We start from the raw sequence: 26,715 nt of genomic DNA, 5'->3' as shown, positions 1-26,715 counted from the left end.
AGATAATTGTTTAAGAGAAATCGTATTATTATTTCCATAGCATCGCTTTAATCCATTGGGGGATAAGGGTTTTACGCTGGAGCATTAGGGCTTTGTACTGTTCTTCGGGTATGTTGATAATTGAAGTTAGGATAGGTTTTGCAATGAAAGGAAATATCACCAACCCGATAACATTTAGGATAGCTTGCATTAGGTTAGGCTCTGTGATTTCGCCACGGGCTACGGCTTCGGCATATTGACGGGTGAGCACAGAGTGAGTAAGTGCCTCTTTAATAGGGTTTTGCTCTACAAATACTTGCGGGTTAGGACGTACCTCATTGAGTATAAAGGTAGGTAATTCGGGTTCTTTGAGGAGTAAATCGACGTAGTTAGAGACGATGAGGTCTATTTTCTCATCGAGAGAGGTACTTTCGTCGTTCAGCATAAGGTTTACTCCTTTAAAGAATTGCGCCATTGTTTCCATCATTACCATTTCAAAGAGCTTTTCTTTACTACGAAAATAATAGTTGAGCATTGCGTGGTTGATACCCGCTTCTTCGGCGATGTCGCGAGTACGTGTACCTGCAAAACCTTTCTGATGAAAGACTTTGCGGGCAGCGGCTTTGATGCGTTCTTCGGTGCTTATATCTTTTGTCTTCTTCATCGTTACTTCTGATTTTCGGGGGCAAAGGTACAACGAGTTTTTGAATTAACCAAATGGTTAGAACAAAAATTTAATTTACATAGTACGTAGGTAGTAGTAACAATCTAAAAGTCATATATTTACATATATAAATAAAAACCTATGGGTAGGTGAAAAATTAGAGAATTAGCAAATTAGAGAATTAGAAAATTAGAGAATTAGCAAATGAGAAGCGTAGTTAATGGTTAATAATTAATGGTTAATGATGAATAGTGAAATTGGGAGAGGATTATACAAAGCTTATAGAATAATTAAAGAATGAGTGGCTTTTCAGTAGCTCTACAGTAGCTCTACAGTAGCTCTACAGTGGCTCTACAGTGGCTCTACAGTGGCTCTACAGTGGCTCTACAGTGGCTCTACAGTGGCTCTACAATGAAGACTGACCAAAGATTAATTGAATACTAACTGAATAACAATTGAATTTAGAATGTTACTAATATCAATCAAGGGTTCAATTAATTGATGTGAGAAGAGTGTAGCTTACGCTACAGAAATCTTACAAATTTTTACAAATAAAACAAATAGTCAGTAAGCTACCCGAAAGTCTTGCAAAGACTTCACGGATTACACAGATTTAGCAAAGATAATTCTTTTGTAAAACATCATTATTCTGGGGATTGCTCAGTTAAAGCTGAGGGGAAAATTAGCAGATTAGCAAATTTGTGAATTTGCTAATTAGTTCGTACCTTTGCGCCCTGAAAATGTTAATTATTAACTGTCAATCGTTAGTTAAAAATATATGACTTCGCAAGAAATAAGAGAACAATTCCTAAAATTCTTTGAAAGCAAAGGGCACACTATTGTCCCCTCGGCTCCTATGGTGGTTAAAAACGACCCTACCCTGATGTTTACCAACGCTGGTATGAACCAATTTAAAGAGTTCTTCCTTGGTAATGCTAAACCTAAATACAAACGCGTAGCCGATACTCAAAAGTGTTTGCGCGTATCGGGGAAGCACAACGATTTGGAAGAGGTAGGTCGCGACACGTATCACCACACGATGTTTGAGATGCTTGGCAACTGGTCGTTTGGCGATTACTTCAAAAAAGAAGCCATTAGCTGGGCGTGGGAATTGCTCACCGAAATATACAAAATTCCTAAAGAAAACCTCTATGTAACCGTTTTTGAAGGCAGTGAAGAAGACGGCGTGCCTTTTGACCAAGAAGCCTATGATATATGGAAAGAACGGATTGCTGAAAACCATATACTTCTCGGAAATAAAAAAGATAACTTTTGGGAAATGGGTGACCAAGGTCCTTGTGGTCCTTGTACCGAAATTCACGTGGACATTCGTTCGGAAGAAGAGAAAGCGAAAGTGCCAGGTCGCGACCTTGTGAATAACGACCACCCTCAGGTAATTGAGATTTGGAATAATGTGTTTATGGAGTTCAACCGCAAAGCCGACGGTAGTCTCGAAAAACTACCTTCTCGCAACGTGGATACAGGTATGGGTTTTGAACGCCTCTGTATGGTATTGCAGAAGAAACAATCAAATTACGATACCGATGTGTTTACCCCACTCATTCACAAAGTGGAAGAGATTACCCAAAGTAGATATACCTCAGGCGACCGTGTAACTCCTGAACAAGAACAAGTAAATATTGCGATTCGTGTGATTTCAGACCATATTAGGGCTGTGGCTTTTGCTATTAGCGACGGTCAGTTGCCCTCTAACAATGGTGCTGGTTATGTGATACGCCGTATTTTGCGCCGTGCTATTCGCTATGGTTTTACTTTCTTAAACCAAAAAGAGCCGTTTATCTACAAATTAGTAGAGACACTCTCTAACCAAATGGGAGGTACTTTCCCCGAATTGGAGAAACAGCAATTCCTGATTATGAGCGTCATAAAAGAAGAAGAAGCCTCTTTCTTGCGCACGCTTGAACAAGGTTTATTGATGCTTGATGTAATGATACAAAACAGTCCTGGCAAGCAACTATCGGGCGGTAAAGCCTTTGAATTATACGACACTTACGGCTTCCCCAAAGATTTGACAGCGCTCATTCTTTCGGAGAAAGGGCTCACTATGGACGAAGCCAGTTTTGAAGAACAATTACAAAAACAAAAAGAGCGTTCACGTGCAGCAGCTCAAATAAAAGCTGACGACTGGGTAATACTCCGCGACGACGATGAAGAGGAGTTTATAGGTTATGATACCTTAGAGGCTGTGGTGCGATTGGTGAAATACCGCAGAGTGGAAAGTCAGAAAGACGGTACTCATTTTCAGCTGGTATTCAACACTACTCCTTTCTATCCGGAAGGGGGTGGACAAGTGGGTGATAAAGGTACTCTACAAAGTGCTAACGGTGAGCTTATCTATATTTTAGATACCAAAAAAGAAAATAACCTTATCATTCACATTTCAGAACACCTGCCTACTAATTTAAACGACCCTTTCAAAGCAGAAGTACATTCAATATCACGTGAAATGGCAGAAGCTAACCACAGTGCTACCCACCTATTACACCAAGCTCTACGCGAAGTGTTGGGTACACACGTTGAACAGAAGGGCTCTCGTGTAGCTCCTGAAACTTTGCGCTTCGACTTCTCACACTTTGCTAAACTTACTGAGGAAGAGCTCAAAAAGGTAGAGCAATTGGTAAACAGACGTATTTTTGAGAAAATTCCTTTGCAAGAGCATCGTAATATTTCTATGCAACAAGCAGTGGAATCAGGAGCTATGGCACTCTTTGGTGAAAAGTACGGCGACCGTGTGCGTATGATTCAGTTTGGTGATAGCAAAGAGCTTTGTGGGGGAACTCACGTAAAGAACACAGGCGATATTTGGTATTTCAAAATCATCTCAGAAGGTGCAGTAGCAGCAGGTATTCGCCGTATTGAAGCGATTACCCGTGGAGGAGCTATGATGTATTTTACAGAACAAGAACAGCTGGTAGAACAAATAAAAGAAACACTGAAAAACGCGCAAGACCCTGTAAAAGCGATTAGGCACTTGCAAGAAGAAAATGCAGCTTTACACAAGGAACTTGAACAGTTGAGAAAAGAGCAAGCTAAGCAACTTAAAACAAGCATCAAAGCTGAATTTACAGAAGTAAATGGTGTTCAGTGTCTCGTAAAACAAGTAGATGCAGAAGTGGCAACTCTCAAAGACCTTGCTTTCGAGTTAGGTAATGAGGTAAAAAATGCTTTTATATTCTTTGCATCAGCTCACGAAGAAGGCAAAGCACTCTTGTTATGCTATATCAATAAAGAATTGGCACAAGCCAAAGGATTAGATGCTGGTAAGATAGTACGAGAACTGGGCAAATACATTCACGGAGGAGGTGGCGGACAGCCATTCTTTGCAACCGCAGGAGGTAAAAACCCCAGTGGTATTACCGAAGCACTTTCTAAGGTAAAAGATTATTTATAATGAATTTTTTGGCTCATATTTACCTTTCAGGCGAAGGCGATGAACTGCTCACTATTGGCAACTTTATCGCCGATACCGTACGAGGCAAAGAATACTTACAATACCCCGAAGCAATGCAACGGGGTATTTTATTACATCGGAGAATAGATACTTTCACTGATGCACACGCCATTTTCCGGAAAAGTAAACACCGATTGGTACCTACTTACAACCATTATGCAGGGGTGCTGGTAGATATTTTTTACGATTATTGTCTTGCTAAACATTGGAAAGAATATTCCGATAAATCCTTAGAACAATATGTTCAGCACTTTTACGATGCCTTAGAACGCCATCAACACTTGCTCAACAATAAAGCTCAAACTTTGAGTAAATACATCATTGCCGAACGTTGGTTAGAAAGCTATCAAACCTTTGAAGGCATCTCTTCCATATTATACCGAATGGATAGGCGTACAGGCTTCGTTTCGAAAATGCAATATGCCATAGAAGATTTAAAAAGAGATGAAAAATTATATGAAGAAGAATTTACTCAGTTCTTTAAAGAAATACAAATGATGTAATTACAAAAACTTTTCAGTAGAATCGATTGTTTCTTAGTAATATTTCCACTTAACACAATATCCATATAATTATCTAATAAACAAATAGATACACAGTTACAAATAAAAAAACATCTTCAAAAATCATAAAATTATTTGGCTAATTCAAAGATTATTTGTAATTTTGCCATAATTTTTTAAGGGCATAGAGTATTAATTTATCATTATTGTTTCATTCTTTCCTATTAGAAATAACCCTACTAAAATACTCTCGTTCCTAATTAGGAAATACAAATTTTATTATCAGCAAATGGCTGAAAACACTCAAAATCCAGAAGAGTTCTTACAGAACTTTGATTGGGACAAGTACCAAGAAGGTATTGACAGCGTACAAGAAGACCAATTAAAAAACTTCGAAGAATTGGTTAAAAACAATTTCGTTGACACTCAAGACAATGAAGTAGTAGAAGGAGTAGTAACTCGCATCACTGACAGAGAAGCGATTATCGACATCAACGCTAAATCAGAAGGCGTTATCTCTCTTAACGAGTTCCGCTACAATCCGAACCTCAAAGTAGGTGACAAAGTAGAAGTGCTTATCGATATCCGTGAGGATAAAAACGGTCAGTTAGTACTTTCACACCGCAAAGCACGTACGCTTAAAGCTTGGGATAGAATTAACTTGGCACACGAAAACGGCGAAATCGTAAACGGTTTTGTAAAAAGCCGTACCAAAGGCGGTATGATAGTAGATGTATTTGGCATCGAAGCATTCTTACCTGGTTCTCAAATTGATGTGAAACCTATCCGCGATTACGAACAATTCGTAAACAAAACAATGGAATTCAAGATTGTGAAAGTAAATCACGAGTTCAAAAACGTAGTGGTTTCTCACAAAGCGCTCATCGAAGCAGATATCGAAGAACAGAAGAAAGAAATCATCAGTCAGCTCGAAAAAGGACAAGTACTCGAAGGAGTTGTGAAAAATATCACTTCTTACGGTGTATTTGTAGACCTTGGTGGCGTAGACGGATTGATTCACATCACCGACCTTTCTTGGGCTCGTATCAATCACCCAAGCGAAGTGGTATCGGTAGACCAAAAATTGAACGTAGTTATCCTCGATTTCGACGACAACAAATCACGTATTCAATTAGGTTTAAAACAGCTTAGCAAACACCCTTGGGACGCTCTTGCTGATGACCTTAAAGTAGGCGATAAAGTAAAAGGTAAAGTAGTGGTAATTGCCGACTATGGTGCTTTCGTAGAAATCGCTGATGGTGTAGAAGGTCTTATCCACGTTTCTGAAATGTCTTGGAGTACTCACTTGCGTTCTGCTCAAGATTTCGTAAAACTCGGCGACGAAGTAGAAGCTGTTATCTTGACTCTCGACCGCAACGAGCGCAAAATGTCTTTGGGTATTAAACAACTTACCCCAGACCCTTGGATTAACATCACTGAAAAATATCCAGTAGGTTCTAAACATACAGGTACTGTTCGCAATTTCACTAATTTCGGTGTATTCGTAGAACTCGAAGAAGGTATCGACGGTCTTATTCACATCACCGACCTTTCTTGGACTAAGAAAATTAAACACCCATCAGAATTTGTAAACTCTGGTGATAAGATTGAAGTAGTAGTACTTGAATTAGATGCCGAAGGACACAAATTGTCATTAGGACACAAGCAAACCACTCCTAACCCTTGGGACAAATACGAAACTGAATTTGCGGTAGGTACAGTTCACAAAGGTACTATTTCTAAAATGGTAGACAAAGGTGCTACTGTTCCTTTCAACGACGATATCTTAGCGTTTGTTCCTTCACGTCACTTAGAAAAAGAAGACGGAAAGAAATTGGGCAAAGGAGACACTGCTGATTTCAAAGTGATTGAATTTAACAAAGAATTTAAACGTGTAGTAGCTTCTCACACTGCTATCTTCAAAGAAGAAGAAGAGAAAATAGCCAAAGAAGCTGCTGTAAATACCAGCTCATCTACAGTCGAAAAATCAACACTTGGTGATCTTGAAGCATTACAAGAGTTGAAAGACAAGATGGAAAAAGAGAAGTAATTTAGTTTTTTTCATAATTTTTTGTTTTAATGAGGAAAAGTCGTTGCTGGGAAGTGACGACTTTTTTTATTATTTATCATATATCTATTATTCATAAAAGAAAGCCTCAGTGTTTTTATACACTGAGGCTTTCTTTTATTAAATATTGGAGATTATTTAAACTCCTTTTCGTGGCGTTTGCGTTCATTCTCATCTAAGTAGATTTTACGTAAGCGCATATTTTTAGGAGTTACTTCTACATACTCATCTTTTTGGATATATTCCAAGGCTTCTTCTAAAGAAAACTTAATAGGCGGTGCTAATTTTACTTTTTCATCAGAGCCCGCAGCACGTACGTTAGTAAGTTTTTTAGTCTTCGTTACATTTACTACTATATCTCCACTACGAGAGTTTTCACCGATTACTTGTCCTGTATAAATATCTTCACCAGGAAAGATGAAGAATTTGCCTCGGTCTTGCAATTTGTCGAGAGAATAAGGAATAGCAGTGCCTTGTTCCATAGAAATAAGCGAACCATTAATACGCCCTGCTATTTCACCTTTGAAAGGTTGGAACTCCAAAAAACGGTGGTGAATAATAGCTTCACCAGCAGTAGCTGTGAGTAATTGGTTACGCAAACCAATGATACCGCGAGAAGGAATGATAAACTTAATAATCATACGTTCACCTTTAGGTTCCATACTTAGCATTTCGCCTTTGCGAAGGGTGACTAAATCTACTGCTTTACCACTTACATTCTCAGGCAAATCAATAGTAAGTTCTTCTATAGGTTCGCATTTCACTCCATCAATCTCTTTGATGATAACTTGTGGCTGACCAATTTGCAATTCATAACCTTCACGACGCATTGTTTCAATGAGTACAGAGAGGTGCAATACCCCACGACCATAAACAATAAACTTATCGGCACTATCAGTAGGTTCTACGCGTAAAGCAAGGTTTTTTTCTAATTCACGCTCTAATCGTTCTTTGATATGGCGAGAGGTTACAAACTTCCCGTCTTTACCAAAGAAAGGAGAATCGTTGATAGTGAAGAGCATACTCATAGTAGGTTCATCGATAGCAATAGTAGGAAGTGCTTCGGGTTTTTCGTAATCGGCGATAGTATCACCAATTTCAAAGCCTTCTAAGCCTGCAATCGCACAAATGTCGCCTGCTTGTACTTCTTCTACTTTCTTACGTCCTAAACCATCAAAGAGGTGTAGCTCTTTAATTTTAGATTTTACAATAGTTCCGTCGCGTTTTACTAATGAAATATTCATACCCGATTTTAGGGTACCACGGTGCAAACGACCAATAGCAATACGTCCAGTAAAACTAGAATAATCCAATGAAGTAATAAGCATTTGCAAGCTACCTTCTTCTATTTGAGGAGCTGGAATATACTTTACCACCATATCGAGTAGGGGTGCAATACTATCAGTTCTCTTATGCCAATCTTCTGACATCCAATTTTGTTTAGCTGAACCATATACCGTAGGAAAATCTAACTGCCAATCTTCAGCACCGAGTTCAAACATAAGATCGAATACAGCTTCGTGTACCTCATCAGGAGTACAGTTTTCTTTATCAACTTTGTTGATTACCACAATGGGTTTCAACTTCATCTCTATAGCCTTTTGGAGTACAAAGCGCGTTTGAGGCATAGGACCTTCAAAAGCATCAACAAGCAAGAGCACGCCATCAGCCATATTGAGTACACGCTCAACCTCCCCACCAAAATCGGCGTGTCCAGGTGTATCGATAATGTTTATTTTGATGTCTTTATAGACTACTGAAACGTTTTTAGAGAGGATGGTAATTCCTCGTTCGCGTTCGAGGTCGTTATTATCTAATATCAGTTCGCCTGAATCTTGATTTTCGCGGAAGAGAGCGCAGTGGTGTAAAATCTTGTCTACTAAGGTAGTTTTGCCGTGGTCTACGTGGGCAATAATAGCTATATTTCTAATAGCGGTCATAGATATAATTTGTGTTTAAAAAAAATTGAGGGTGCAAAAGTACGAAGTAATTAGCAATTTAGCAAATTCGTAAATTGACAGTTATTGCCTTTTCTAATATTATTGGAATCATTTGGTATTTATTTACTATCTTTGCCCCCTATTCAAACCATTATGTTTCAATCTATAAAAAAAGAAGCCTTATTACTGTTGCGCGATGTGGGGGCACTTATCATTCTCTTTGCAATGCCATTGCTATTGGTGGTAACCATTACGCTTTTGCAGGACGGGGCTTTTAAGAATATCAGTGAGCAGAAAACAGCCGTTCTGTTAGTGGATAACGATGGTGGTGAAATTGCCAAAAATATCAGTAAGAGTTTAAAAGGAAGTGCTTTCGAAATGGTGAAAACGCTGGACGGAAAACCTATTGGCGAAGCTATGGCGCGTGAGCAGGTGCTGAAAGGCAACTACCTACTGGCTATTGTAATTCCTGCTGAACTCTCCTCCAGCTTGCAAACTAAAGTGCAACAGAACGTTGAGACGATTATCAACACTTTTGCAGGCGAGACCATAACACCTACTGAAACGGCTTATACTACCAAAGAAATACGCCTCTATTTTGATCCTACTTTACAGACTTCGTTTAAAGAAAGTGTGAAGAGTGGTATCGATAAATTGCTATACCAAATAGAAAATCAGTTTATTTATAAAGCTTTCGAGAGTCAGTTAGAGGAAGGGGTAAGTTTACCTAAAACTGAAGCATTAGTGAGTTTTAGAGAAATCAATCCTAATACAGCTACTGCTGCTATCCCCAACACTACCCAGCACAATGTACCCGCGTGGGCTCTCTTTGCTATCTTCTTTATTACCATACCGCTATCGGCGAGCATTGTAAAGGAAAAAACACAAGGCACAGGACTCCGACTCTTCACAAGTCCCCTACCCTACTGGGTATTGCTCACCGCTAAAATCATTGTTTTTCTGATGATTAGCCTATTGCAATTCGCTTTGATGGTAGTAATGGGCGTGTTTGTATTTCCTTACTTAGGCTTACCAATGTTAGAAGTGAACTGCAAACTATTACCATTGTTGTTAGTCGCTATAGTGTCAGGGCTTTCGGCAATAGGATTGGGGGTACTCTTAGGAACTTTGGCAAAAACACAAGAACAATCAGCGCCCTTGGGAGCTACCCTCACGGTACTTTTTGCAGCCATTGGTGGGGTGTGGATACCTACCTTTGCAATGCCCCACATTATGCAATTACTTTCTAATATTTCCCCTATGAACTGGGGATTACAAGCCTTCTACGATGTATTACTAAGAGGAGGTTCTGCGAGTAGTTTGTTACCTAAAATAGGAGCTTTACTGCTCTTTTTCATCAGTTGTATACTTATCTCTATTTATTATGACAAAGCCAAAAGAAACGTATAAACCCGCGAATTTATCAGAGAGTCTTATTATTACGGTACGCTTTAGCGAAACCGACCCACTTGGTATTGTATGGCACGGCAACTACATCAAATACTTTGAAGACGGACGTGAGGCGTTTGGGAGAAAGTACGGCATTTCTTACCTTGATGTAGAGCGCAAAGGCTATGCAACACCTATTGTGAAGAGCGTATGTGAACACAAGAAAATGGTGCGCTATGGCGAACGCTTACGCATTGAAACTCACTATATTCCCTCTAATGTAGCGAAACTCATCTTTCAGTATTTTATCTACAACGAAGCCAATGAATTGGTTTGTACGGGAGAAACTGTACAGGTATTTACTTCATTAAAAGATAATAGCTTATCACTGTACAAACCTAAGTTTTTTGAAGAATGGGAGAAAAAAGTGATAAGTGACGATTGATAATTATCAAAAAAAATAGCTTTTTCTTGTTTTTGAAGGTTATTTTTCTTACTTTTGGCGAAAAATCATTCTACAATGAGAACGGTTATATATTTGGAAGGATTTGTAAAAAAGGTTTATACAAAATTAACTGACGAAGGATATGAGGCAGATAAAGATGATAGACCTTCTTTTATATATTTTACTAGAACAGAGGAAAATCACCAATTTGAAATTGCACTCCGCTTTATGAGAAATAGGTTCACAACCTACGTAAACTATCGGAATCTCTTAGTTTTAGAGCAGTTGAAAGCATTGGGTATTAGCCCTTTTCACAGTGAATTAATAGGGTGTACTTTTTCTGAGATCCCAGACAAATATTCTTTTGGTAGACGTTTGACACCTGAGGAACTTAGAAAACACACTATGATACGTTATAAAGAGCCCGAGGAACTTTTTGAAGAATGGGAAGAATATTATAAAACTATTATGATACCTTTTCTCAATGAATGTTATGACATCAAAAAAGTATACAATTGGGTAGTTCAAGAAAATATAGAGACTAAACCTTACCTTTATGACCAATGTCTTTTTTTCTACTTTGTAGGCAAAATGGCAGACATATCTAATGAAGAACTAAAAAAATTATTCGATGCATATAGTGAAAGAGTTAAAGAAGAAACTCCTTACAATTCTTATGAGAAATTTTCACTTTTAAAAAATAAAGTACTAAAAGAATTAAAATGAATGAATTTATTGAAAAATTAGACTTCTACATAAAGTCTTACGATGTAGAAAAAGAACTTTACAAACGTGGAAAAAAATGGCGTAAAAAAGGCTATCTCAAAAAAGAACAATTTATGCAAATTTGCTTGTGGAAATCACGCCGTGCTAAAAAAAGATATGATTCCAACGATGCAACTCTTGTAAAGAAAATCACCCGAGAAGCCTTTGCAGAAAGTGACGAAAAGAAAAAAATAGAGAAGCTTACAGAACTCAAAGGTGTAAGAATTCCGGTCGCTTCTGCAATTTTAAGTGTAACAGATAGAGATAATAACTATCCTATTATTGATGTTCGTTGTGTATGTGCTTTAGAAGACCTTGGTGAAATTGATTGGGTAGACATTACCATTGAAAATTGGGAAAGATATTTAACTAAAATTAGAAACCTTGCTAAGCAATATGGCAAAACAGCTCGAGAAATAGAAAAAGGACTTTTCGCTTTCAACCGAATCTATTTAGATTCAAAAATGATAAGTTTAGAAGATGCTATAGCTGAAAAGAGAGAGAAGTATCGAAAAATAAAAGCTAAAACAAAAAAAACTTTGTCAAAGTCTTAGAGACTTTGACAAAGTGTATTGAGGTTAAAAGTGTTGTAATTATTATTATTTTTTTTTAAGGCGTTTGATGATGAGCTTTCCAAAGGATTTAGCGGTTTTCTCAAAGCCTTCTCCTATACGCAACTCATTACTGTAATTATGTCCTATTTGGTCGCCTGGGGCTTCGATAGAGCGTATTTGGTATAGTACATTTTCTCTGTTATTTGTTTCTACAAAACTGAGTACAGTAGTTACTTTGGCTTTTTGTTTCATTACCCAAGCATCCCATCCTGGATATATCCATTGGGCATCTACAATAAGGGTATAGGCTGCTTGAGGAGCATCTTTTTGAAATGCAATTCCTTTAGATTCAGTAACTGTACGTCTCATCAAATCTAAAAATTTAGGCTCCCAAAAGGTTTCTCTCGCTCCTTCCCATTTCTTCAGCCAATTATCTCCCTCACCTTTATTCCTGTTGTTAAGAAATTCACGACGTTCATCTACGTATTCTTTTTCGGTAACATTGTCTTTCATTAGTCGCAAATTATCGTATTTGAACTCTACATTCACGACTTTTTGATCTTTTAGAAAAGATAAATTACCTCTTTCTTCTTGAAAATCTTGCGCTGTTACAGCTAAGGTAACGCACAAAAATAAGACAGCTAATAGATTTTTTGTCTTCATATATAATTAATTTAATGGTTTGCGTTTGTCTACAAATTTCATCGGTTTGCGACTGCCCAACGGATAGAGCTGCTGCTCAATGAGGGCTATATCGCAGAACTCAATCTTAGGAACTACCCTAAGTTTAGCACGGAAGTGATGACTTATTTGCTCGCGAAGAGCTTCGGTAGGTTTTTTTGTCCCTATTTTGATGAGAATTTCATCGGTGAGGATATCATTGGTATTGATTTCTATAATGTAATTCTCTATGGCTTCAAACCCCGTAAGCAAATCCATTAGGGCTGGTGGGTAGAGAGTCGTTCCTTTGTATTTAATCATCTGCTGTTTGCGACCCAATACAGGACTCACTCGTGCCGTATGTCGCCCGCACTTACAAGGGGTACTGTGCATCGCTACTATATCGCCTGTTCGAAAACGCAACAATGGCATACCTTCCACTCCCAAAGTAGTGATCGTGAGCTCTCCACTCTCACCATCGGGTACGGGGCGTCCTTCGTCGTCTAATACCTCGGTGATGATGAGCTCAGGGTGGTGATGCCCTCCGTGTTGGTGTTCACACTCGGTGAAAGTAGTGCTCATTTCGGTAGAAGCATAAGTGGAGTAGAGTTGCAATCCCTGCCATTTTTCGGTAATCTTTTTCGCTAAGAGTGTAGGGCTAAAATCCTGATTGCGCAATGCCTCACCTATACACACCACTCCTTTTACGGAAGAAGCGCGATAGTCGATACCATTCTTTTCGGCATATTCTATCATTTTCAGCACAAAGGAAGGAACCGCAATAAGGTATTTAGGTTCGTACAATCGGATAGAATCCCATTGCAATTCGGGTATTCCTGCCCCTACCCTAATGATGCTTGCCCCCATTTTGCGTATGCCTAAGAAATAAGCCAATCCTGCCATAAAACGGCGGTCGATAGTGGTCATCAGTTGGACTACATCGCCTTTTTGAATACCTGCACAAGCCAATGAGATAGCTTCGTTGTACGCCAAACGGTCTAAATCCTTATCGGTGAGACCGAAAGTAACAGGCGTTCCCATAGTACCTGAGGTTGAAGCATAGTCTACAATAGCAGTTTTAGGTACGCAGAGAAAAGCATCATTCTCGCGTTGCAAATCGTCTTTATGGGTTGTGGGTATTTTTTGTAAATCGGCAAGGGTGCGGATATCCTCTATACGGATATGGTGCTTGCGGAAGAGATTTTGATAAAAAACCGATTTTTCATTGAGATATTGCAATAGCTCTCGCAGTTTTTCTTCTTGAAAAGCGATAATCTCGGCTTCCGATTGGGTTTCTATGGTTGGAATAAGTGCACTCATTATTTTTGTTAATAAAACTTTACCAAAGGTTCTAATGCCCGTGCGACTCACACCTTTGGCAAAGTTGTATGTAAATTTCCTTATTTAAAAAGTCGTTTTAAGGAATTTAAGAATCCTTTTTCTACTACATCGATACCGATACCGAAGTTGCTATCAGCCATAGTGTGGTAATCTTCGCGAATAGGTTCCAATTTATCTAATGGCAATTCAATATTCGTGAGCGGATTGTACTCCACAATCACCTTACCAGAGTTTTTAGTGATAAACTTTTGGGTTTTATGGGTGAAATACTCGTTTTTGATATCGCACTCTTGTACGGTGTATTTTTCCTTAGTATCGATATTCTCATCGGTTTTGAGTTCTATTTCGTAACGCTCGCTATCGAAGTTATGCCAAAAGCTTGCATCGCTGTGCTGGTGTTCACGAATGCTGTTTTTCAACACACTACCATCGTAGTACATCAAGAAACGACGACCTTCATTGTCTATAAAATAAGGCTGTTCAATAGTTGCTTCGTACTTCACTACAAATTCATTTTCCACCTTATCGTCCTTCACTATTTGCAAGGTAGCATCTTTGAAAATCTCGCGGAAATCTTTGCCTTTGCGGTCGTTCACATAGTTGAGCGCATAGAACAAGGAGTTGTTCCAGCTGTCCAAACGTTCGTTTTTGTTGCTCGACTTGAAGTAAGCTCGCATAGAGTTTGCACGATTGTAACGATAAGTAGTAAGCAGTTGTATTTTGCCCGTATTGCCTTTGGCTTCTAAGGTGATGTGCTCATCTATACAAAAATTGTCGAAATAGGTAGGTTTGCGCACTTGTAACTCTTGGTTAGGCAATATCTCCATAAAGTGACAAAAAGAAATCACTGCGCGTTTCTCCAATTTACCAAACTCATTACGAGCAGTTGCATCTACAAAGTACTCTTTACCTTCGTAATTGATTTTCACCACTACGTGATTGAACGAAAGCAACGAAGGGAGATAGAATTGCAAGTAATAATCAGAATTGTAGTTCACCAATATCACTGAAGCCTCTACACCGAGATAGTTGAGGATAGATTTCAACAATACGCATTTCGCTTTACAATCACCTTGCTTATTTTGGTAAGTAAGTGCAGGTGCTTGCGGTTTGTGTCCGTTCATCTCATCGGCGTTGTACACGTAGTAGATGTTGTTTTGCACGAACTCTATAGCGTATTGCAATTTCTCGTCGAGGGTAGCCATACCGTTGAGTTTCTCCACCAAATCGGGGGCAAAATCAGCGGGTTGTGCTTTGAACACCTCTTCGTAAAGCGGATAGATATAGTTAGAAAGTTCTTTCCAAGTACTATCAGTAGCGAAGTCTATAAAAGGGAAGATTTCGCGGTTAGGGTCTACTGGGTTGATGTAGTTTTCTTGTACTATCTCAAATGCTTCTCCTTGTGCTAAGTATTTCACCTGACTTGGGATTACGTTACCCTGCTCGTCGCGGAAAAACACATCTTTATAAGCCACGCGTTTGTCGCGATTGTTGATGAGCTTGAAGTGATATTTACCGTACGCCCAGTAAGTATCAGGGGTTACATATACGTATTTCATAAAGTCCCGACGCAAGAACTCTTTCTCAGTAAATACCTTTTCTTTGGTATCTTCCAAAATGAGAATATCGTCTAAGTGAAGGTCTTTGATTGAGAAGTTCAGTTTTTTAGAACTGCTGATAATACCACGACCGCTTTGTCCTTCGTTGTCCAATACTTTTATAGTAGTATCAGCTGTTTTGTCAATTAGCTGACCGTTGCGATACACACTGATGCGGTGTATACTGAAATACTCATTTTCTTCGAGTATCATATCATACATCGAAGCGCGTTCCAAGTTTTCGGGTTGGGTAAGGGTATAAGCCATCAACGTATAGTCAGAAGTACTATTATCGTCTATTTTGCTGTATTTATGTAAGAAATAGCAGTAGTCACGCCCCTCGTCGGTTTGTTCACGAGAGAAGTCAGTCTCTACTAAAAGTTTTTCCATTTCACTATCTGAAAGGGAATTTGCCCAATCTCCCGCTTCTACAAAACGGTACAATTCTTTTTCTTCTGTTTGCACTTTTTTAGTTTAGAGTTTAAAATTAAGAGTTATAAAAGTTTTTAAGTGGTTGCAAAAGTACTACTTTTTTACCATTTAACCAAAAAAACTTATGTATATAATCGGCATATTTCTTTTGTCAATCTACTTTTTCCCCCGCAAGTTCGCATTTTACTAATTTAGCCGTCAACATCTGTTACTTCTTTTTTCATAGATACTCTTTTTTAAAAGTATGGGGACAAATATACTACTTTTTTTGTAAAACTATGCTTCTTCGTCGTGAATAAAGCGTTTTTTAGCCAAAAGTTCTTCTTCTGTTTCTTGGTAGGCATCATCGGGCACACAACAATCCACAGGACATACAGCAGCACATTGGGGTTCATCGTGAAAACCAATGCATTCAGTACACTTGTCCGCCACGATAAAGTAAATATCATCACTGATAGCTTTCTGGGGCTCGTCCGCGTCTACTTCCAATCCGCTCGGTAATACCACACGTCCCTTTAAGGTCGTACCATCGCTATAACGCCAATCGTCAGCACCTTCATAAATAGCATTGTTAGGACATTCGGGTTCGCAAGCCCCGCAATTGATACAATCGTCAGTTATTATTATAGCCACTTGAGTTTTATGTTTTTAGTTATGAATTATCAGTTAAAAAGGGTGCAAAGATAATACTTTTATTTCTATTATTCAACAACTACCCATAATCACCTTCTACAAACTCCACTTTTTCTACTATTTTGCAAGTCTTATCCTTCATCATTTCTCCACCTTTCCTTCGTTCATTGTTCGTTCATTGTTCGTTCATTGTTCGTTCATTGTTCGTTCATTGTTCGTTCTTTGTTCGTTCTTTGTTCGTTCATTGTTCGTTCATTGTTCGTTCATTGTTCGTTCATTGTTCGTTCATTGTTCGTTCATTGTTCGTTCATTGTTCGTCTTTTGTTCGTCTTTTGTTCGTTCATTGTTCGTTCATTGTTCGTTCATTGTTCGTTCATTGTTCGTTCATTGTTCGTTCATTGTTCGTTCTTTGTTCGTTCTTTGTTCGTTCTTTGTTCGTTCTTTGTTCGTTCTTTGTTTGTTCTTTGTTTATATGCCTGTGTGGCTCGCACTGTCTTTTCTTTATCTGCTTGTCGTGCTACGACTGCCTGTGTGGCTCGCACCGTCTTTTCTCTATCTGCCTGTCGTGCTACGACTGCCTGTGCGGCTCGCACCTGCCCGTGTGGCTCGCACCTGCCCGTGTGGCTCACACCTGCTTGTGTGACTCACACCGTCATTAACTTGGTATTATTGGCATTTTTGGCATTATGGTATAAAAAAAGACTGCCAGATATTCTCTAACAGTCCTTTTTACCTTTTTACCTTTTACCTTTTTACCTTTTACCTTTTTACCTTTTACCTTTTATCTTTTACCTTTTATCTTTTACCTTTTATCTTTTACCTTTTATCTTTTATCTTTTATCTTTTACCTTTTATCTTTTACCTATTTACCTGAATCCGACCATTCCACTTTCCGCGACACGTACATCACAATAGCCAAAATGGTAAATAAACCTATACTTCCCACTAATAAAGCATAACTTTCCAGCTGAATAATCACGTAAATAAAACCGTAGAGTGCTGCTAATGAAAGTCCTATAAAAGTAGGGAACTTCTTGTTTTTCAGTATAGAAACCGAATACAAACTGATAAGTCCTACCGTCATTACCGATGATATAAAGTAAGCAAACGAGAAGCTACTGTGTTCTGTAATCGATATGAGCAAAGTATAGAACAACACCAATGCCAACCCTATCATTGAGTATTGGAAGATGTGAATCTTTATCTTGCTAATGCTTTGTATCAAGAAGAATATCAAGAAAGTGAGGAATATCACCAAATAACCGTATTTAGTAGCGCGTTCATTCTGCTGATATTGGTCTACAGGAATGATAAAATCTACATCGTAAGTGTATTGCGAAATGTTCGGTAAACTCCCAAACGATTGTTGTGCAAACGGACGGTTGATGTGCAATACCTTCCACGAAGCGTTAAACCCATTGCCGTTTATCTGTTTGGTGTAAGGCAAAAAGCTACCTGTAAAGCTAGGGTTAGCCCAGTTAGAGGTAAGGGTACTCTCGGTAGTCTTCCCTATGGGCACAATAGCTATTTTCTTACTACCGTCGTACTGCACCGTAAAACTAAACGAAGGGTTAGCCAAAAACTCCTGATAGTTGATAAAGCCTGTTTCGAGCGATGCCACCTCATTAGCCTTACTATCATTCTCATAGTAATAATCCTCGTCGTCTTTTTGCTCATAGATAGGTTCAAAAGCGTAATCCTTGCCACCTAATTGAATGCTTACTCCATTCTTAATACTCGCGAGGTTAGTAGTGCGAATGAGAATCGTAGCCTTATCCCAACTGATATCTTCGTTAGGAATTCCTTTGGCTATAAAATTAGGCGCCACATAACTACCCGTAAAGTCCATAGACGCATTAAATACTACTGATTCGTAGTTGTTGCGCTTCTTCACCTCAGTCTTTACATTCGAAGTATTTTTTAGTTCCTCGGGGAAGAAATAAGCGTACTGTGTCTCAAAAGCGTTTTTGTTCTTGTCGCTGTACACTTTGTAAGGAATTTTGAGGATAGGTCCATAGAAAAAGACCTCGCGCCCCCACTTGCTATCAATCTCATTGATAACCTCCTGCTGACGTTCTTTGCGCTCTCTCACTAAGTTTTGTACTAATAAGAGCGGAATGAGCAATACCAAAGTAAGTGCCCCAATAAGCACCAAACGAAAAGTGTTTGATTGCCATACATTAGATGTTGTTGATGGTTTTTCTGGATACATAATATTTAAATTTACAATTAATAATTCACACTAAAGCACTTTGCGTTTCAAAGTATCTCTATAAAAAAGAAAGGAGTTAATGTTTCTCCTTTACGGATTGTCCTCCTTCGCGGGTTCGGGGGCAAATCGACAAATCTGCTAATTTCCTAATTTCCCAATAATCTTCTCGAGTGCATTCAAATGTTCTTGAAACGCCTCTTTTCCCTTTTTAGTTACCTTATAACTCGTATTGGTCTTACGTCCCACAAACGATTTTTCAATAGTGATATACTCTTCAGCTTCCAAGGCACGGGTATGGCTTGCCAGATTGCCATCGGTTACCCCTAAGAGTTCCTTTAGGGTATTAAAGTCGGCACTGTCATTCACCATCAACACCGACATTATGGCTAAGCGAATGCGGTGGTCAAAAGCCTTATTGATATGTGCTAAAAAAGTCTTCAATTTTCTTTATCCGTCCCGACTTATGTCACTGTTGGTCTTTTCCTTTATTGCGTTCGTATTTAAAGTGCATTACGCCACCATAGAGAATATGGCATACTCCAAAGCCCAATGTCCAAAACAAGAGTCCGTAACCAGGAAAATATACCGCTAATAAGCCTAACACAATCTCGGTAATTCCCAAATAATGTACATCTCCAAAGGTGTATTTACTCACATTCACACACGCCAAACCGTAGAAAATAAGCGTCATTGGCGCAAGCAGTCCGTAGTACCCATTTTTGATGAGCAATACACTGAGTAGCCCACCCGTAAGTAGCGGAATAGCAAAGTTATACAAAGCCCTTTTGCCGGTAGCATTCACAAGGCTTTCTCCATTGCGCTTCGCCTTACGTGCCGAAAACAAGTAAGCCGTCACCAATGAGGCTACAAGCACCGCTAATGCAATTGCCATAATAGCCTTAAAGGTACGACTTTCTATAAGCACATAAGGATAATAGATGTAATGATGTTCCAACAACATATATACCCCTGCCGCACCTATCAGGGCATACACACCTGCCAATACCCCCGAAAGTCCGCTAAGCGAAAGAAAAAGGGTAGACTTACGCATCATCTGGCGTATCTCGTGTAGGTCGTTTAAGTATTTATTCTCTTCCATAATGAAGCACTTTGTGGCGCAAAGTAACGGATAATAATAATAACTACCAAATATTTTTATCACAAATCTTTAAAATATTTTAGATGAGTATTGTAAATGAGTGTATTATATATAAATAATCAGTGTTAAAGTCGTACGACTTTAACACTGATTATGAGAAATAAAAAATAATTTCTTATTCTAATATCCGAAGAGCTCCTCTAATGAAAGCTTCTTAAAGTCTCCTATTTTTTGGAGGTCATCTTTTGAGAGTTTCTTTTCTGAAGCTAAAATCACATAAGTATAAGGTTTTTTAGAGAGGTATTTGTCGTGGAAAGCTTTGATATCTTTCATTGTAATACCATCTACATTTTGATATACTTGCTTGCGTATATCGTCTTTAAGACCCAATTCTTGTGCGGCTAAATAGCTATAAATAATACCGTCTTGTGTAATGCGCTCGGTTTCTATTTCTTGCTTGATTTGTAGTTTAGCTAATTGGAGATTAACAGGCAATTCAGGCATTGTATTGAGCAGTTCATTCATTGCTTCAACGGCTTCTTTAAACTTATCAGCTTGTGAACCTACATAGGCAAGCATATAGTATTTATCAGCTTTTTTTCTTGGGGAAGCGTAGAAACCATAAGTGCTATATGCCAAAGCTTTACTTTCGCGAATGGTTTGGAATACCAAAGAGCCCATACCGCCACCGAAGTAGTTGTTGAACGCACTAATTACAGTACTTTCAGCTGGATTGAAAGGAACGGTATTGCGTATCCAACGGGTTTCAGCTTGTACCATTTCATAATCGGCAAAGAGTACTTGGTTTTTAGTTTGCTCTTCTTGTTTAAACTCTTTTTTAGGAGCTACCTTAGCAAACTTAGCAGGCACTTTATGCAAAGTTTTTAGTTTATTAGTAAGTTCTGAAAGGGTAGTAGGTCCATAATAAATAACAGTTTGCTCTACATTGTTTAGGTTTTTGAGTTTATCTACCAACTCTTTCCCTGTAATAGCCTCAATTTCGGCATCAGAGAAGGTGTAGTTATATTTGTTTTTAGCCCCATACATTGCATAGTTTGTTAAAGCTTGCATAATAGCATTTCTATTAGCTTTGGCATCTATACGCGATTTAACTACACGCGCTTTCAAGGCTTTAAGCGCTTCTTCATCTACTTTAATATTGGCAATAAAGTCTTCGTAAAGTTTCACAGCTGCTTCAAAGTTTTCTTGTAAACCTTCTATATTTACAGTAGTGTACTCGTCACTGTTTGAGATTCTAAAGCTTGAAGCTATTTTATAGAATTCTTTGGTAAGCTGTTCAGCTGATTTTTTATCAGTACCCAAAAACTGACTATAATTAGCAGCCATTGCCAATTTCAAATCATTAAGAGTACCTACTTTATAACGGAAAGTAAGACGATACAATTCATTGTCTTTGTTTTGCACGTAAAGTATTTCTGCTTTGCCTAATTTTCCTTTTTGTAGGTCTTTATTATAATCTAAGAAAACAGGCTTTACAGGAGTACTTGGCATCTCGTTCACCATTTTCACAAAAGCTGATTGTTTATCAGCATTGGTTTCAACGGGAGTAATAGCCGGTTTTTCAATCTTCTCTACATTAGGGCGAGTTCCTTTCTCTTTATACACAGCTACGTAGTTATTGACGAGGTATTTATTGGCAAAAGCTACGATATCAGCTTTGGTGAGTTTAGAAAGGTTGTTCACATACGCTACTTGGTCTTTCCAGTCTAAGTTATCAGTAAAAGCTGACATTAGCATATTAGCGCGGTTGCCATAAGACTCAGTCGCTTGAATGGTTTGCTTTTTCAAGTTGTTGATGATAGAAGGAATAAGATCATCATCAAAGTTACCTTTTTTGAGGTTTTCTATTTCCCCCAACATAAGGTCTTTTACTTGTTCTAACGACTGTCCTTGTAGAGGTCTTCCAGAGAGGTATAATACGCCATAGTCTATAAGCGTATAAGCAAAGGCACTTGCCCCAAGGAGTTTTTGTTTTTTTACAAGGTTCAAGTCAATAAGACCTGCTTTACCATTAGTAAGAATTTCCCCTACTAAATCGGCTAAGAGAGCATCTTTATCTTGGTTACCAGGCAAGCGGAATGCCATCGAAACGCTTTCGGCATCGGGTCCTACTACCTTCTTAATGATAGGTGCTGTAATAGGAGCTTCTTTCTCAAAAGTATATTGAGGCACTGCTTTGGGTTGCATATAGCTAAATGCCTTATCAATTTGAGCGATAACAGTATCAGGATTAAAATCTCCTGCCAATATTACTGCCATATTGTTGGGCACGTAATAGGTATGGAAGTATTTGCGAATTTCTTTCAGTGAAGGATTTTTCAAATGCTCTACTGTACCGATAGTGGTTTGCAAGCCATAATTGTGCTTTTTGAATAGCTCAGAGAAGAGAGTTTCAAACACCTCGCTATTATCGCTATCCAAAGAGCGGTTTTTCTCTTCGTATACAGCTTCCAATTCAGTATGAAAGATACGCAATACAGGGTTGCGGAAGCGTTCAGCTTGTACAGTAATGTACTTATTGATAGCATTAGCAGGTACATCGTCAGTATACACTGTTTTTTCAAACGAAGTAAAAGCATTGGTACCTTGTGCACCCATAGCAGTCATCATCTTATCGTACTCATTGGCGATAGCATACTTACTAGCTACTCCTGAAACCGAATCTATCAGTTTATAGATAGCTTTGCGTTTAGCAGGGTCTTTGGTGTGATTGTACTCTTCGTAGAGGGCGTCGATTTTGTCGAGTTCTACTTTTTCCTTAGCCCAATCAAGTGAACCGTATTTATCAGTTCCCTTAAAGAGCAAATGCTCTAAATAATGTGCAAGCCCTGTATTCGTTGCAGGGTCGGTTTTACTACCTGCTTTCACAGCTACATAGCACTGAATGCGAGGTTCTTTATTCATAGGACTCAAAATAACTGTAAGTCCGTTTTTCAAGGTATAAAACCTTGCATTGGTGGGGTCGTGTGTTACATATTTATAAGTGTAACCACCTCCTTGAGCTTCTTTCCACTCATAGTTTTGAGCGGAAGCACCGAATGTTATAGCTACTGTAAAGAGCCATAAGAATAGATTCCTTTTTAACATATTTGGCGAATTAATATTTAAACTGTGCAAAAGTAGTAATTTAATGTTCAACTACAAAATACTTCTCGATATTTTTTATCTTTCTTATGCAAATGGTGCTAATACCACTTCCAAACCATCTATTTCAGGTGTAATCGGAATTTGGCAACCTAATCTACTATTAGGTTTCACGTAAAAAGCCTCCGAAAGCATTGCTTCTTCTTCTGCTGACATCTCAGGAAGCGACACCTCTTCTGCATTCTGAATATAACACTGGCAAGAGGCGCACATTGCCATACCACCACAGATGCCTATCTCGCCATTTTGGGCAATTTCATAAGCACGCATTACCTCCATAAGGTTCATATTCATATCAGTAGGGGCTTCTATTTCGTATAGAAGCCCCTCGCGATCGGTTATTTTAAGATGTATCTCGTTCATTTATTTTGCGGGGAAGTACTCTATTCTGCGAACGCGAGCGCAAACGGGCTTGTCGTTCTCAAACATTATAATCTGTGTCCAGTTACCCATTTTATCAAAAGTATAACGGTATCTATAATTGAAATCAGGAGTAGTATAAGCAGTAAGCAAATTGTGCTCATCATACACTTTGGTCGAGGCTACCCCTTTCCGTGTTTTAATAATCTGCGTCTCTCCAAATTTGTTAAACATATAATTCGTCTCTACGTAAAAGTTAGGGTCATCATTAGCCGTACAAATGGTCTGTATGAGTTGCCCTGCTTTGTTGTATTTGTGCTGGCATACGGTCTCTTGTCCTGCTTGGTTAATATACGTCGCTTTGGTTAAATTCTTATCCTTGTCGTATTGGTTCTCTGTTTTTAAAAACACATTCTTGTTGAGCACTTTTTCCTCTGTCTCGCTCACCTTGTTCATATTGTTGTATTTATACGACTTCTCTTTGGTGTACTCCGGACGTATTTTCTGTTCCAATACAAGGTTCTTCTGCTCATATCGCTGAATATCTTTCTCCAATGCCGATACACTAGCTACCTTATTCTTCTCAATGCAGTTACCTAAATCGTCGTATTTATACGTGATAGTGATAAGCCACTCATTGGTCATCCCATCATTCTCATCAATCTTTACCAACTGATTCTTCTCATTGTAAAAATACTGTCGGTTCACCGTCAGTTCTCCGTCTCCCAAGGTAAACACCGACTGACTTTTATTGATTTTTCCCTTCCTGTCATAGAAGAAGCGCATTCCTCCAAAAGGTCGATTTTCAGCATTATAGGTTTTAATTTCAAGATTGCGCCCTCCGTTGTCAAACAGATAAGATATATTAGTTTTAGAATACTTGTTTTCGTCTTTTTCCACCTTCCATTCTTCGGAATAAGAAAAAACATTATAAGTATTTCCATCAAAGATTTTAGTACCTTTCGGACTCGCTTCCAGAAGAAATGAATAATCCTCTACTTTCTTTACTTTCCCTTTCAGTTGTAGGGATTTACTACCCAAAGTATCTATCTGGGCGTGTAGCGAAACACCACCTGCCAATAAGACACTTGTTAATAGTACGTTTATGCTCTTCATTTTATATTTAGTTATTAGTATTTTAGAAGCAATTATTCCGAATAGTATTCTTGAACAATTTCCTTTACGATATCCATATCCACTGTATCATATTCACTTTTGTCATAAATAACAGCAAAAAGAATATTTCTTGTTTCATCTTCCTCGTTTACATTCACGAGAACTTCGTGGGTGATAACACGCCCTCCTCCTCTTTTCCCCTTATTTTTGGAAGCTATTTCAAGGCGTATCTTCTTATATCCTTCTCCTAAATCTGTTCCTAAAAGAGGATTTATCTCTATCTCTGCTTTAAGATTTTCTATATCTTTCTTCAGACTCTTATACTTTTTGCTCAACCTTTTAAGTTCTCTATCAAAAGTAGCAACTGATAAAAATTTACAATTCATTGAGGACTTCATCTAAATCACGCGCTTTCATTTTCCCTTCTCTTACCGCTTTCACTTCTTTCATTCCTTGCAAAAGCATCTTCTTGAATTTTTGTTCTTTAGGTGTAAGCGAACGTTTAGTTTTAGGCAACGCATCATCATCATTTGTTTCTGTATACTGTACAAAACTAAGTTTTTTAGCATATTCCACAAAAGCCAATGCTGAAGCACTCGTCTCATTAATAGTTAGTGTTATGGGCATATCCTTTTATTTAATCATTAGTTTTTTTATTTCTTTTACCTTTTACCTCTTATCTCTTACCTCATCTAAATCGCTTTCACCACCGCCTTTTCAGCCTCTTTGCGAGACCCGTCAAAACCGTCTATTCCCACTACCGTAGTGTATTTTAACACGTATTTTTTATTAGGGTAAATGCGGTTGTACACACTTTGGCACATTAAGGTCGCTTCGTGAAAGCCACAAAGTATTAGTTTCAGTTTTCCTGGGTAAGTATTCACGTCGCCTATAGCGTATACTCCCTCTATACAAGTTTGATAGTCTAAGGCATTGTTCACCTTCACAGCATTTCTTTCAATCTCCACGCCCCACGTAGCAATAGGTCCTAATTTAGGAGTAAGTCCAAACAAAGGTATAAAAGCATCAGCTACAAGAGTTTCTCTTTCGCCTCCTTCCTGCTCCAATACTACCGATTCCAAATGCTTTTCTCCACCTAGTCCCACTACCTCATAAGGCGTTTTTAAGTTGATTTTCCCCGCCTCTTTGAGGGCTCTCACTTTCTCAACCGAATCCAATGCCCCGCGAAACTCATTACGTCGGTGCACTAAGGTAACCGAAGCCGTTGCTACTTTCTCGGCTAAGTAAATACTCCAATCGAGTGCAGAATCGCCTCCTCCGGCTATCACCACGTGTTTGCCTGCGTAACTCTCGGGGTGTTTCACAAAGTAAGCCACTCCCCTATCTTCGTATTGTTCAAGGTTCGGCAGTTCAGGCTTGCGAGGTTCAAAAGTACCTAATCCTCCTGCAATAGCTACAGCTTTCCCTTTAATTTGGGTGCCTTTATCAGTAGTAACCACAAAAGTATCATCATCATTTTTAGTAAGAGTCATCGCTGTTTCACCAAGCGTAAATTCAGGCTGAAACTGCTTAATTTGCTCCATTAAATTATCCACTAATTCCGAAGCCCCTACACTCGGGTATCCTGGTATATCAAAAATAGGCTTCTTGGGGTACAACTCAGTAAGCTGACCGCCCACCTGAGGGAGCGTATCTATCAAATGACATTTTAACCTAAGCAATCCTGCCTCAAACACAGCAAACAATCCCGTAGGTCCCGCCCCTATAATGATGATATCCGTTTCTTTCATTCATTGTTATTTTGGGTGCAAAATTACTAAAAAAAACTGAAAAGCAAAAAGCAAAACAGCAAAATAAGTATATTTCCCGTATTTCTATTCACCCAAATACCTATTGATTACCAGCATCTTCTTAATACACCTTTTGCATACTATCCCATAAGGTTCATCTTTTGTCTCTCTGTCCGTACATTGTTCGTCTTTTCATTATATGCCTGTCGTGCTACGACTGCCCGTGTGGCTCGCACCTACCTGTGTGCTCACACTGTCTTACCTTTGTTTTTGCGTCGCTACACTCTCTTTTCACAGTATGGACTTTACCAAAATTTCAGACTTTACCAAAGCTGAAAGCTCCCAATAGTCTCTTTCTTACCTCCATTATATCCTTAATTTAAATTTGTCATTTGTTCGTCATTTGTTCGTCATTTGTTCGTCATTTGTTCGTCTTTTGTTCGTCTTTTGTTCGTCTTTTGTTCGTCTTTTGTTCGTTCATTGTTCGTCTTTTGTTCGTTGTAGACCCACTGTAGACCCACTGTAGACCCACTGTAGAGCCACTGTAGAGCCACTCATCGTTCGTTTAT

At 38.7% G+C, this 26,715-nt stretch carries 24 protein-coding genes; 7 read left to right on the top strand and 17 right to left on the bottom strand.

Annotation, left to right across the window (positions count from 1 at the left end; all coding sequences use genetic code 11):
• Window positions 1-28: 28 nt before the first annotated feature.
• Complete coding sequence (locus C3V44_RS00370) at window positions 29-643, bottom strand: TetR/AcrR family transcriptional regulator (protein WP_106095144.1); 615 nt, start codon at window positions 641-643, stop codon at window positions 29-31.
• Between the two features lie 778 nt (window positions 644-1,421).
• Between C3V44_RS00370 and alaS the strand changes: the two genes are divergently transcribed.
• The 3 genes from alaS (at window position 1,422) to rpsA (ending at window position 6,668) form a co-directional block, all read left to right on the top strand.
• Window positions 1,422-4,055, top strand: coding sequence for an alanine--tRNA ligase (gene alaS / locus C3V44_RS00365; RefSeq protein ID WP_106095143.1), 2,634 nt, complete (start codon window positions 1,422-1,424; stop codon window positions 4,053-4,055).
• Window positions 4,055-4,618, top strand: coding sequence for an ACP phosphodiesterase (locus tag C3V44_RS00360; RefSeq protein WP_106095142.1), 564 nt, complete (start codon window positions 4,055-4,057; stop codon window positions 4,616-4,618). Before alaS ends, C3V44_RS00360 begins: the two co-directional genes overlap by 1 nt.
• Window positions 4,619-4,907: 289 nt before the next feature.
• Window positions 4,908-6,668, top strand: a complete 1,761-nt coding sequence (gene rpsA / locus C3V44_RS00355) for a 30S ribosomal protein S1 (protein WP_002672939.1) — start codon at window positions 4,908-4,910, stop codon at window positions 6,666-6,668.
• A 152-nt stretch (window positions 6,669-6,820) separates the two neighbouring features.
• On the opposite strand, the gene typA is transcribed toward rpsA, so the two are convergent.
• Complete coding sequence (gene typA / locus C3V44_RS00350) at window positions 6,821-8,626, bottom strand: translational GTPase TypA (RefSeq protein ID WP_009410703.1); 1,806 nt, start codon at window positions 8,624-8,626, stop codon at window positions 6,821-6,823.
• Between the two features lie 153 nt (window positions 8,627-8,779).
• On the opposite strand from typA, the gene C3V44_RS00345 reads away from it, so the two are divergent.
• The 4 genes from C3V44_RS00345 (at window position 8,780) to C3V44_RS00330 (ending at window position 11,779) form a co-directional block, all read left to right on the top strand.
• Window positions 8,780-10,036, top strand: coding sequence for an ABC transporter permease (locus C3V44_RS00345; protein WP_106095141.1), 1,257 nt, complete (start codon window positions 8,780-8,782; stop codon window positions 10,034-10,036).
• Window positions 10,011-10,460, top strand: a complete 450-nt coding sequence (locus tag C3V44_RS00340; RefSeq protein WP_106095140.1) for a thioesterase family protein — start codon at window positions 10,011-10,013, stop codon at window positions 10,458-10,460. The genes C3V44_RS00345 and C3V44_RS00340 overlap by 26 nt, the downstream gene beginning before the upstream one ends.
• 75 nt (window positions 10,461-10,535) lie before the next feature.
• Window positions 10,536-11,186 carry a hypothetical protein gene (locus C3V44_RS12145; protein ID WP_254425444.1) on the top strand — a complete coding sequence of 217 codons (651 nt, stop codon included), beginning with the start codon at window positions 10,536-10,538 and terminating at the stop codon, window positions 11,184-11,186.
• Entirely contained in the window at window positions 11,183-11,779 is a 597-nt protein-coding gene (locus C3V44_RS00330) for a hypothetical protein (protein WP_254425443.1), read from the top strand. The genes C3V44_RS12145 and C3V44_RS00330 overlap by 4 nt, the downstream gene beginning before the upstream one ends.
• 45 nt (window positions 11,780-11,824) lie before the next feature.
• On the opposite strand, the gene C3V44_RS00325 is transcribed toward C3V44_RS00330, so the two are convergent.
• From C3V44_RS00325 to C3V44_RS11975, 15 genes are all read right to left on the bottom strand, one after another.
• On the bottom strand, window positions 11,825-12,442 hold the full coding sequence (locus C3V44_RS00325) for a hypothetical protein (protein WP_106095139.1): 618 nt from the start codon (window positions 12,440-12,442) through the stop codon (window positions 11,825-11,827).
• Window positions 12,443-12,448: 6 nt separating this feature from the next.
• A complete protein-coding gene (locus C3V44_RS00320) occupies window positions 12,449-13,759 on the bottom strand; it encodes a phenylacetate--CoA ligase family protein (RefSeq protein ID WP_106095138.1) in 1,311 nt (436 codons plus the stop codon).
• A gap of 80 nt (window positions 13,760-13,839) precedes the next feature.
• On the bottom strand, window positions 13,840-15,843 hold the full coding sequence (locus C3V44_RS00315; RefSeq protein ID WP_106095137.1) for a hypothetical protein: 2,004 nt from the start codon (window positions 15,841-15,843) through the stop codon (window positions 13,840-13,842).
• Between the two features lie 243 nt (window positions 15,844-16,086).
• Window positions 16,087-16,443, bottom strand: coding sequence for a 4Fe-4S binding protein (locus C3V44_RS00310; RefSeq protein ID WP_002672952.1), 357 nt, complete (start codon window positions 16,441-16,443; stop codon window positions 16,087-16,089).
• Between the two features lie 395 nt (window positions 16,444-16,838).
• Window positions 16,839-17,036: a hypothetical protein gene (locus tag C3V44_RS11980; protein WP_164996586.1), complete on the bottom strand. Its 198-nt coding sequence runs from the start codon at window positions 17,034-17,036 to the stop codon at window positions 16,839-16,841.
• 269 nt (window positions 17,037-17,305) lie between these two features.
• Complete coding sequence (gene creD / locus C3V44_RS00300; RefSeq protein ID WP_016479206.1) at window positions 17,306-18,655, bottom strand: cell envelope integrity protein CreD; 1,350 nt, start codon at window positions 18,653-18,655, stop codon at window positions 17,306-17,308.
• Window positions 18,656-18,793: 138 nt separating this feature from the next.
• The gene (locus C3V44_RS00295; RefSeq protein ID WP_009420465.1) at window positions 18,794-19,096 is read right to left on the bottom strand and encodes a transcriptional regulator; all 303 of its coding nucleotides are present in this window, start codon (window positions 19,094-19,096) and stop codon (window positions 18,794-18,796) included.
• 25 nt (window positions 19,097-19,121) lie between these two features.
• Complete coding sequence (locus C3V44_RS00290) at window positions 19,122-19,754, bottom strand: hypothetical protein (protein ID WP_016479204.1); 633 nt, start codon at window positions 19,752-19,754, stop codon at window positions 19,122-19,124.
• A 180-nt stretch (window positions 19,755-19,934) separates the two neighbouring features.
• Window positions 19,935-22,862 (bottom strand): pitrilysin family protein, encoded by a 2,928-nt coding sequence (locus C3V44_RS00285; protein WP_106095136.1) that lies wholly within the window; start codon window positions 22,860-22,862, stop codon window positions 19,935-19,937.
• Window positions 22,863-22,946: 84 nt separating this feature from the next.
• The gene (locus tag C3V44_RS00280) at window positions 22,947-23,282 is read right to left on the bottom strand and encodes a 2Fe-2S iron-sulfur cluster-binding protein (protein WP_106095135.1); all 336 of its coding nucleotides are present in this window, start codon (window positions 23,280-23,282) and stop codon (window positions 22,947-22,949) included.
• Window positions 23,283-24,395 (bottom strand): RHS repeat protein, encoded by a 1,113-nt coding sequence (locus C3V44_RS00275; protein ID WP_106095134.1) that lies wholly within the window; start codon window positions 24,393-24,395, stop codon window positions 23,283-23,285.
• A gap of 32 nt (window positions 24,396-24,427) precedes the next feature.
• Entirely contained in the window at window positions 24,428-24,781 is a 354-nt protein-coding gene (locus C3V44_RS00270) for a toxin (RefSeq protein ID WP_106095133.1), read from the bottom strand.
• Window positions 24,771-25,022 carry a hypothetical protein gene (locus C3V44_RS00265; protein ID WP_002672963.1) on the bottom strand — a complete coding sequence of 84 codons (252 nt, stop codon included), beginning with the start codon at window positions 25,020-25,022 and terminating at the stop codon, window positions 24,771-24,773. Before C3V44_RS00265 ends, C3V44_RS00270 begins: the two co-directional genes overlap by 11 nt.
• A gap of 65 nt (window positions 25,023-25,087) precedes the next feature.
• Complete coding sequence (locus C3V44_RS00260) at window positions 25,088-26,146, bottom strand: NAD(P)/FAD-dependent oxidoreductase (RefSeq protein ID WP_009418138.1); 1,059 nt, start codon at window positions 26,144-26,146, stop codon at window positions 25,088-25,090.
• A 410-nt stretch (window positions 26,147-26,556) separates the two neighbouring features.
• Window positions 26,557-26,700 (bottom strand): hypothetical protein, encoded by a 144-nt coding sequence (locus C3V44_RS11975; RefSeq protein ID WP_164996591.1) that lies wholly within the window; start codon window positions 26,698-26,700, stop codon window positions 26,557-26,559.
• Window positions 26,701-26,715: the final 15 nt, after the last annotated feature.

Origin of the sequence: Capnocytophaga sp. oral taxon 864, from assembly GCF_002998835.1 — a bacterium.
GTDB lineage: Bacteria > Bacteroidota > Bacteroidia > Flavobacteriales > Flavobacteriaceae > Capnocytophaga > Capnocytophaga ochracea.
This window is presented reverse-complemented; position numbering and strand designations above follow the sequence as displayed.

Bases quoted from the DNA above. Each gene is read 5' to 3' on its own strand.
- rpsA (WP_002672939.1), top strand. From the start codon at position 4,908: ATGGCTGAAAACACTCAAAATCCAGAAGAGTTCTTACAGAACTTTGAT.
- alaS (WP_106095143.1), top strand. From the start codon at position 1,422: ATGACTTCGCAAGAAATAAGAGAACAATTCCTAAAATTCTTTGAAAGC.
- C3V44_RS00260 (WP_009418138.1), bottom strand. From the start codon at position 26,146: ATGAAAGAAACGGATATCATCATTATAGGGGCGGGACCTACGGGATTG.
- C3V44_RS00285 (WP_106095136.1), bottom strand. From the start codon at position 22,862: ATGTTAAAAAGGAATCTATTCTTATGGCTCTTTACAGTAGCTATAACA.
- C3V44_RS00280 (WP_106095135.1), bottom strand. From the start codon at position 23,282: ATGAACGAGATACATCTTAAAATAACCGATCGCGAGGGGCTTCTATAC.
- C3V44_RS00340 (WP_106095140.1), top strand. From the start codon at position 10,011: ATGACAAAGCCAAAAGAAACGTATAAACCCGCGAATTTATCAGAGAGT.
- C3V44_RS00345 (WP_106095141.1), top strand. From the start codon at position 8,780: ATGTTTCAATCTATAAAAAAAGAAGCCTTATTACTGTTGCGCGATGTG.
- C3V44_RS00290 (WP_016479204.1), bottom strand. From the start codon at position 19,754: ATGGAAGAGAATAAATACTTAAACGACCTACACGAGATACGCCAGATG.
- C3V44_RS00265 (WP_002672963.1), bottom strand. From the start codon at position 25,022: ATGCCCATAACACTAACTATTAATGAGACGAGTGCTTCAGCATTGGCT.
- C3V44_RS00270 (WP_106095133.1), bottom strand. From the start codon at position 24,781: ATGAATTGTAAATTTTTATCAGTTGCTACTTTTGATAGAGAACTTAAA.
- C3V44_RS00370 (WP_106095144.1), bottom strand. From the start codon at position 643: ATGAAGAAGACAAAAGATATAAGCACCGAAGAACGCATCAAAGCCGCT.
- creD (WP_016479206.1), bottom strand. From the start codon at position 18,655: ATGTATCCAGAAAAACCATCAACAACATCTAATGTATGGCAATCAAAC.
- C3V44_RS00275 (WP_106095134.1), bottom strand. From the start codon at position 24,395: ATGAAGAGCATAAACGTACTATTAACAAGTGTCTTATTGGCAGGTGGT.
- C3V44_RS00330 (WP_254425443.1), top strand. From the start codon at position 11,183: ATGAATGAATTTATTGAAAAATTAGACTTCTACATAAAGTCTTACGAT.
- C3V44_RS00325 (WP_106095139.1), bottom strand. From the start codon at position 12,442: ATGAAGACAAAAAATCTATTAGCTGTCTTATTTTTGTGCGTTACCTTA.
- typA (WP_009410703.1), bottom strand. From the start codon at position 8,626: ATGACCGCTATTAGAAATATAGCTATTATTGCCCACGTAGACCACGGC.
- C3V44_RS00320 (WP_106095138.1), bottom strand. From the start codon at position 13,759: ATGAGTGCACTTATTCCAACCATAGAAACCCAATCGGAAGCCGAGATT.
- C3V44_RS12145 (WP_254425444.1), top strand. From the start codon at position 10,536: ATGAGAACGGTTATATATTTGGAAGGATTTGTAAAAAAGGTTTATACA.
- C3V44_RS00360 (WP_106095142.1), top strand. From the start codon at position 4,055: ATGAATTTTTTGGCTCATATTTACCTTTCAGGCGAAGGCGATGAACTG.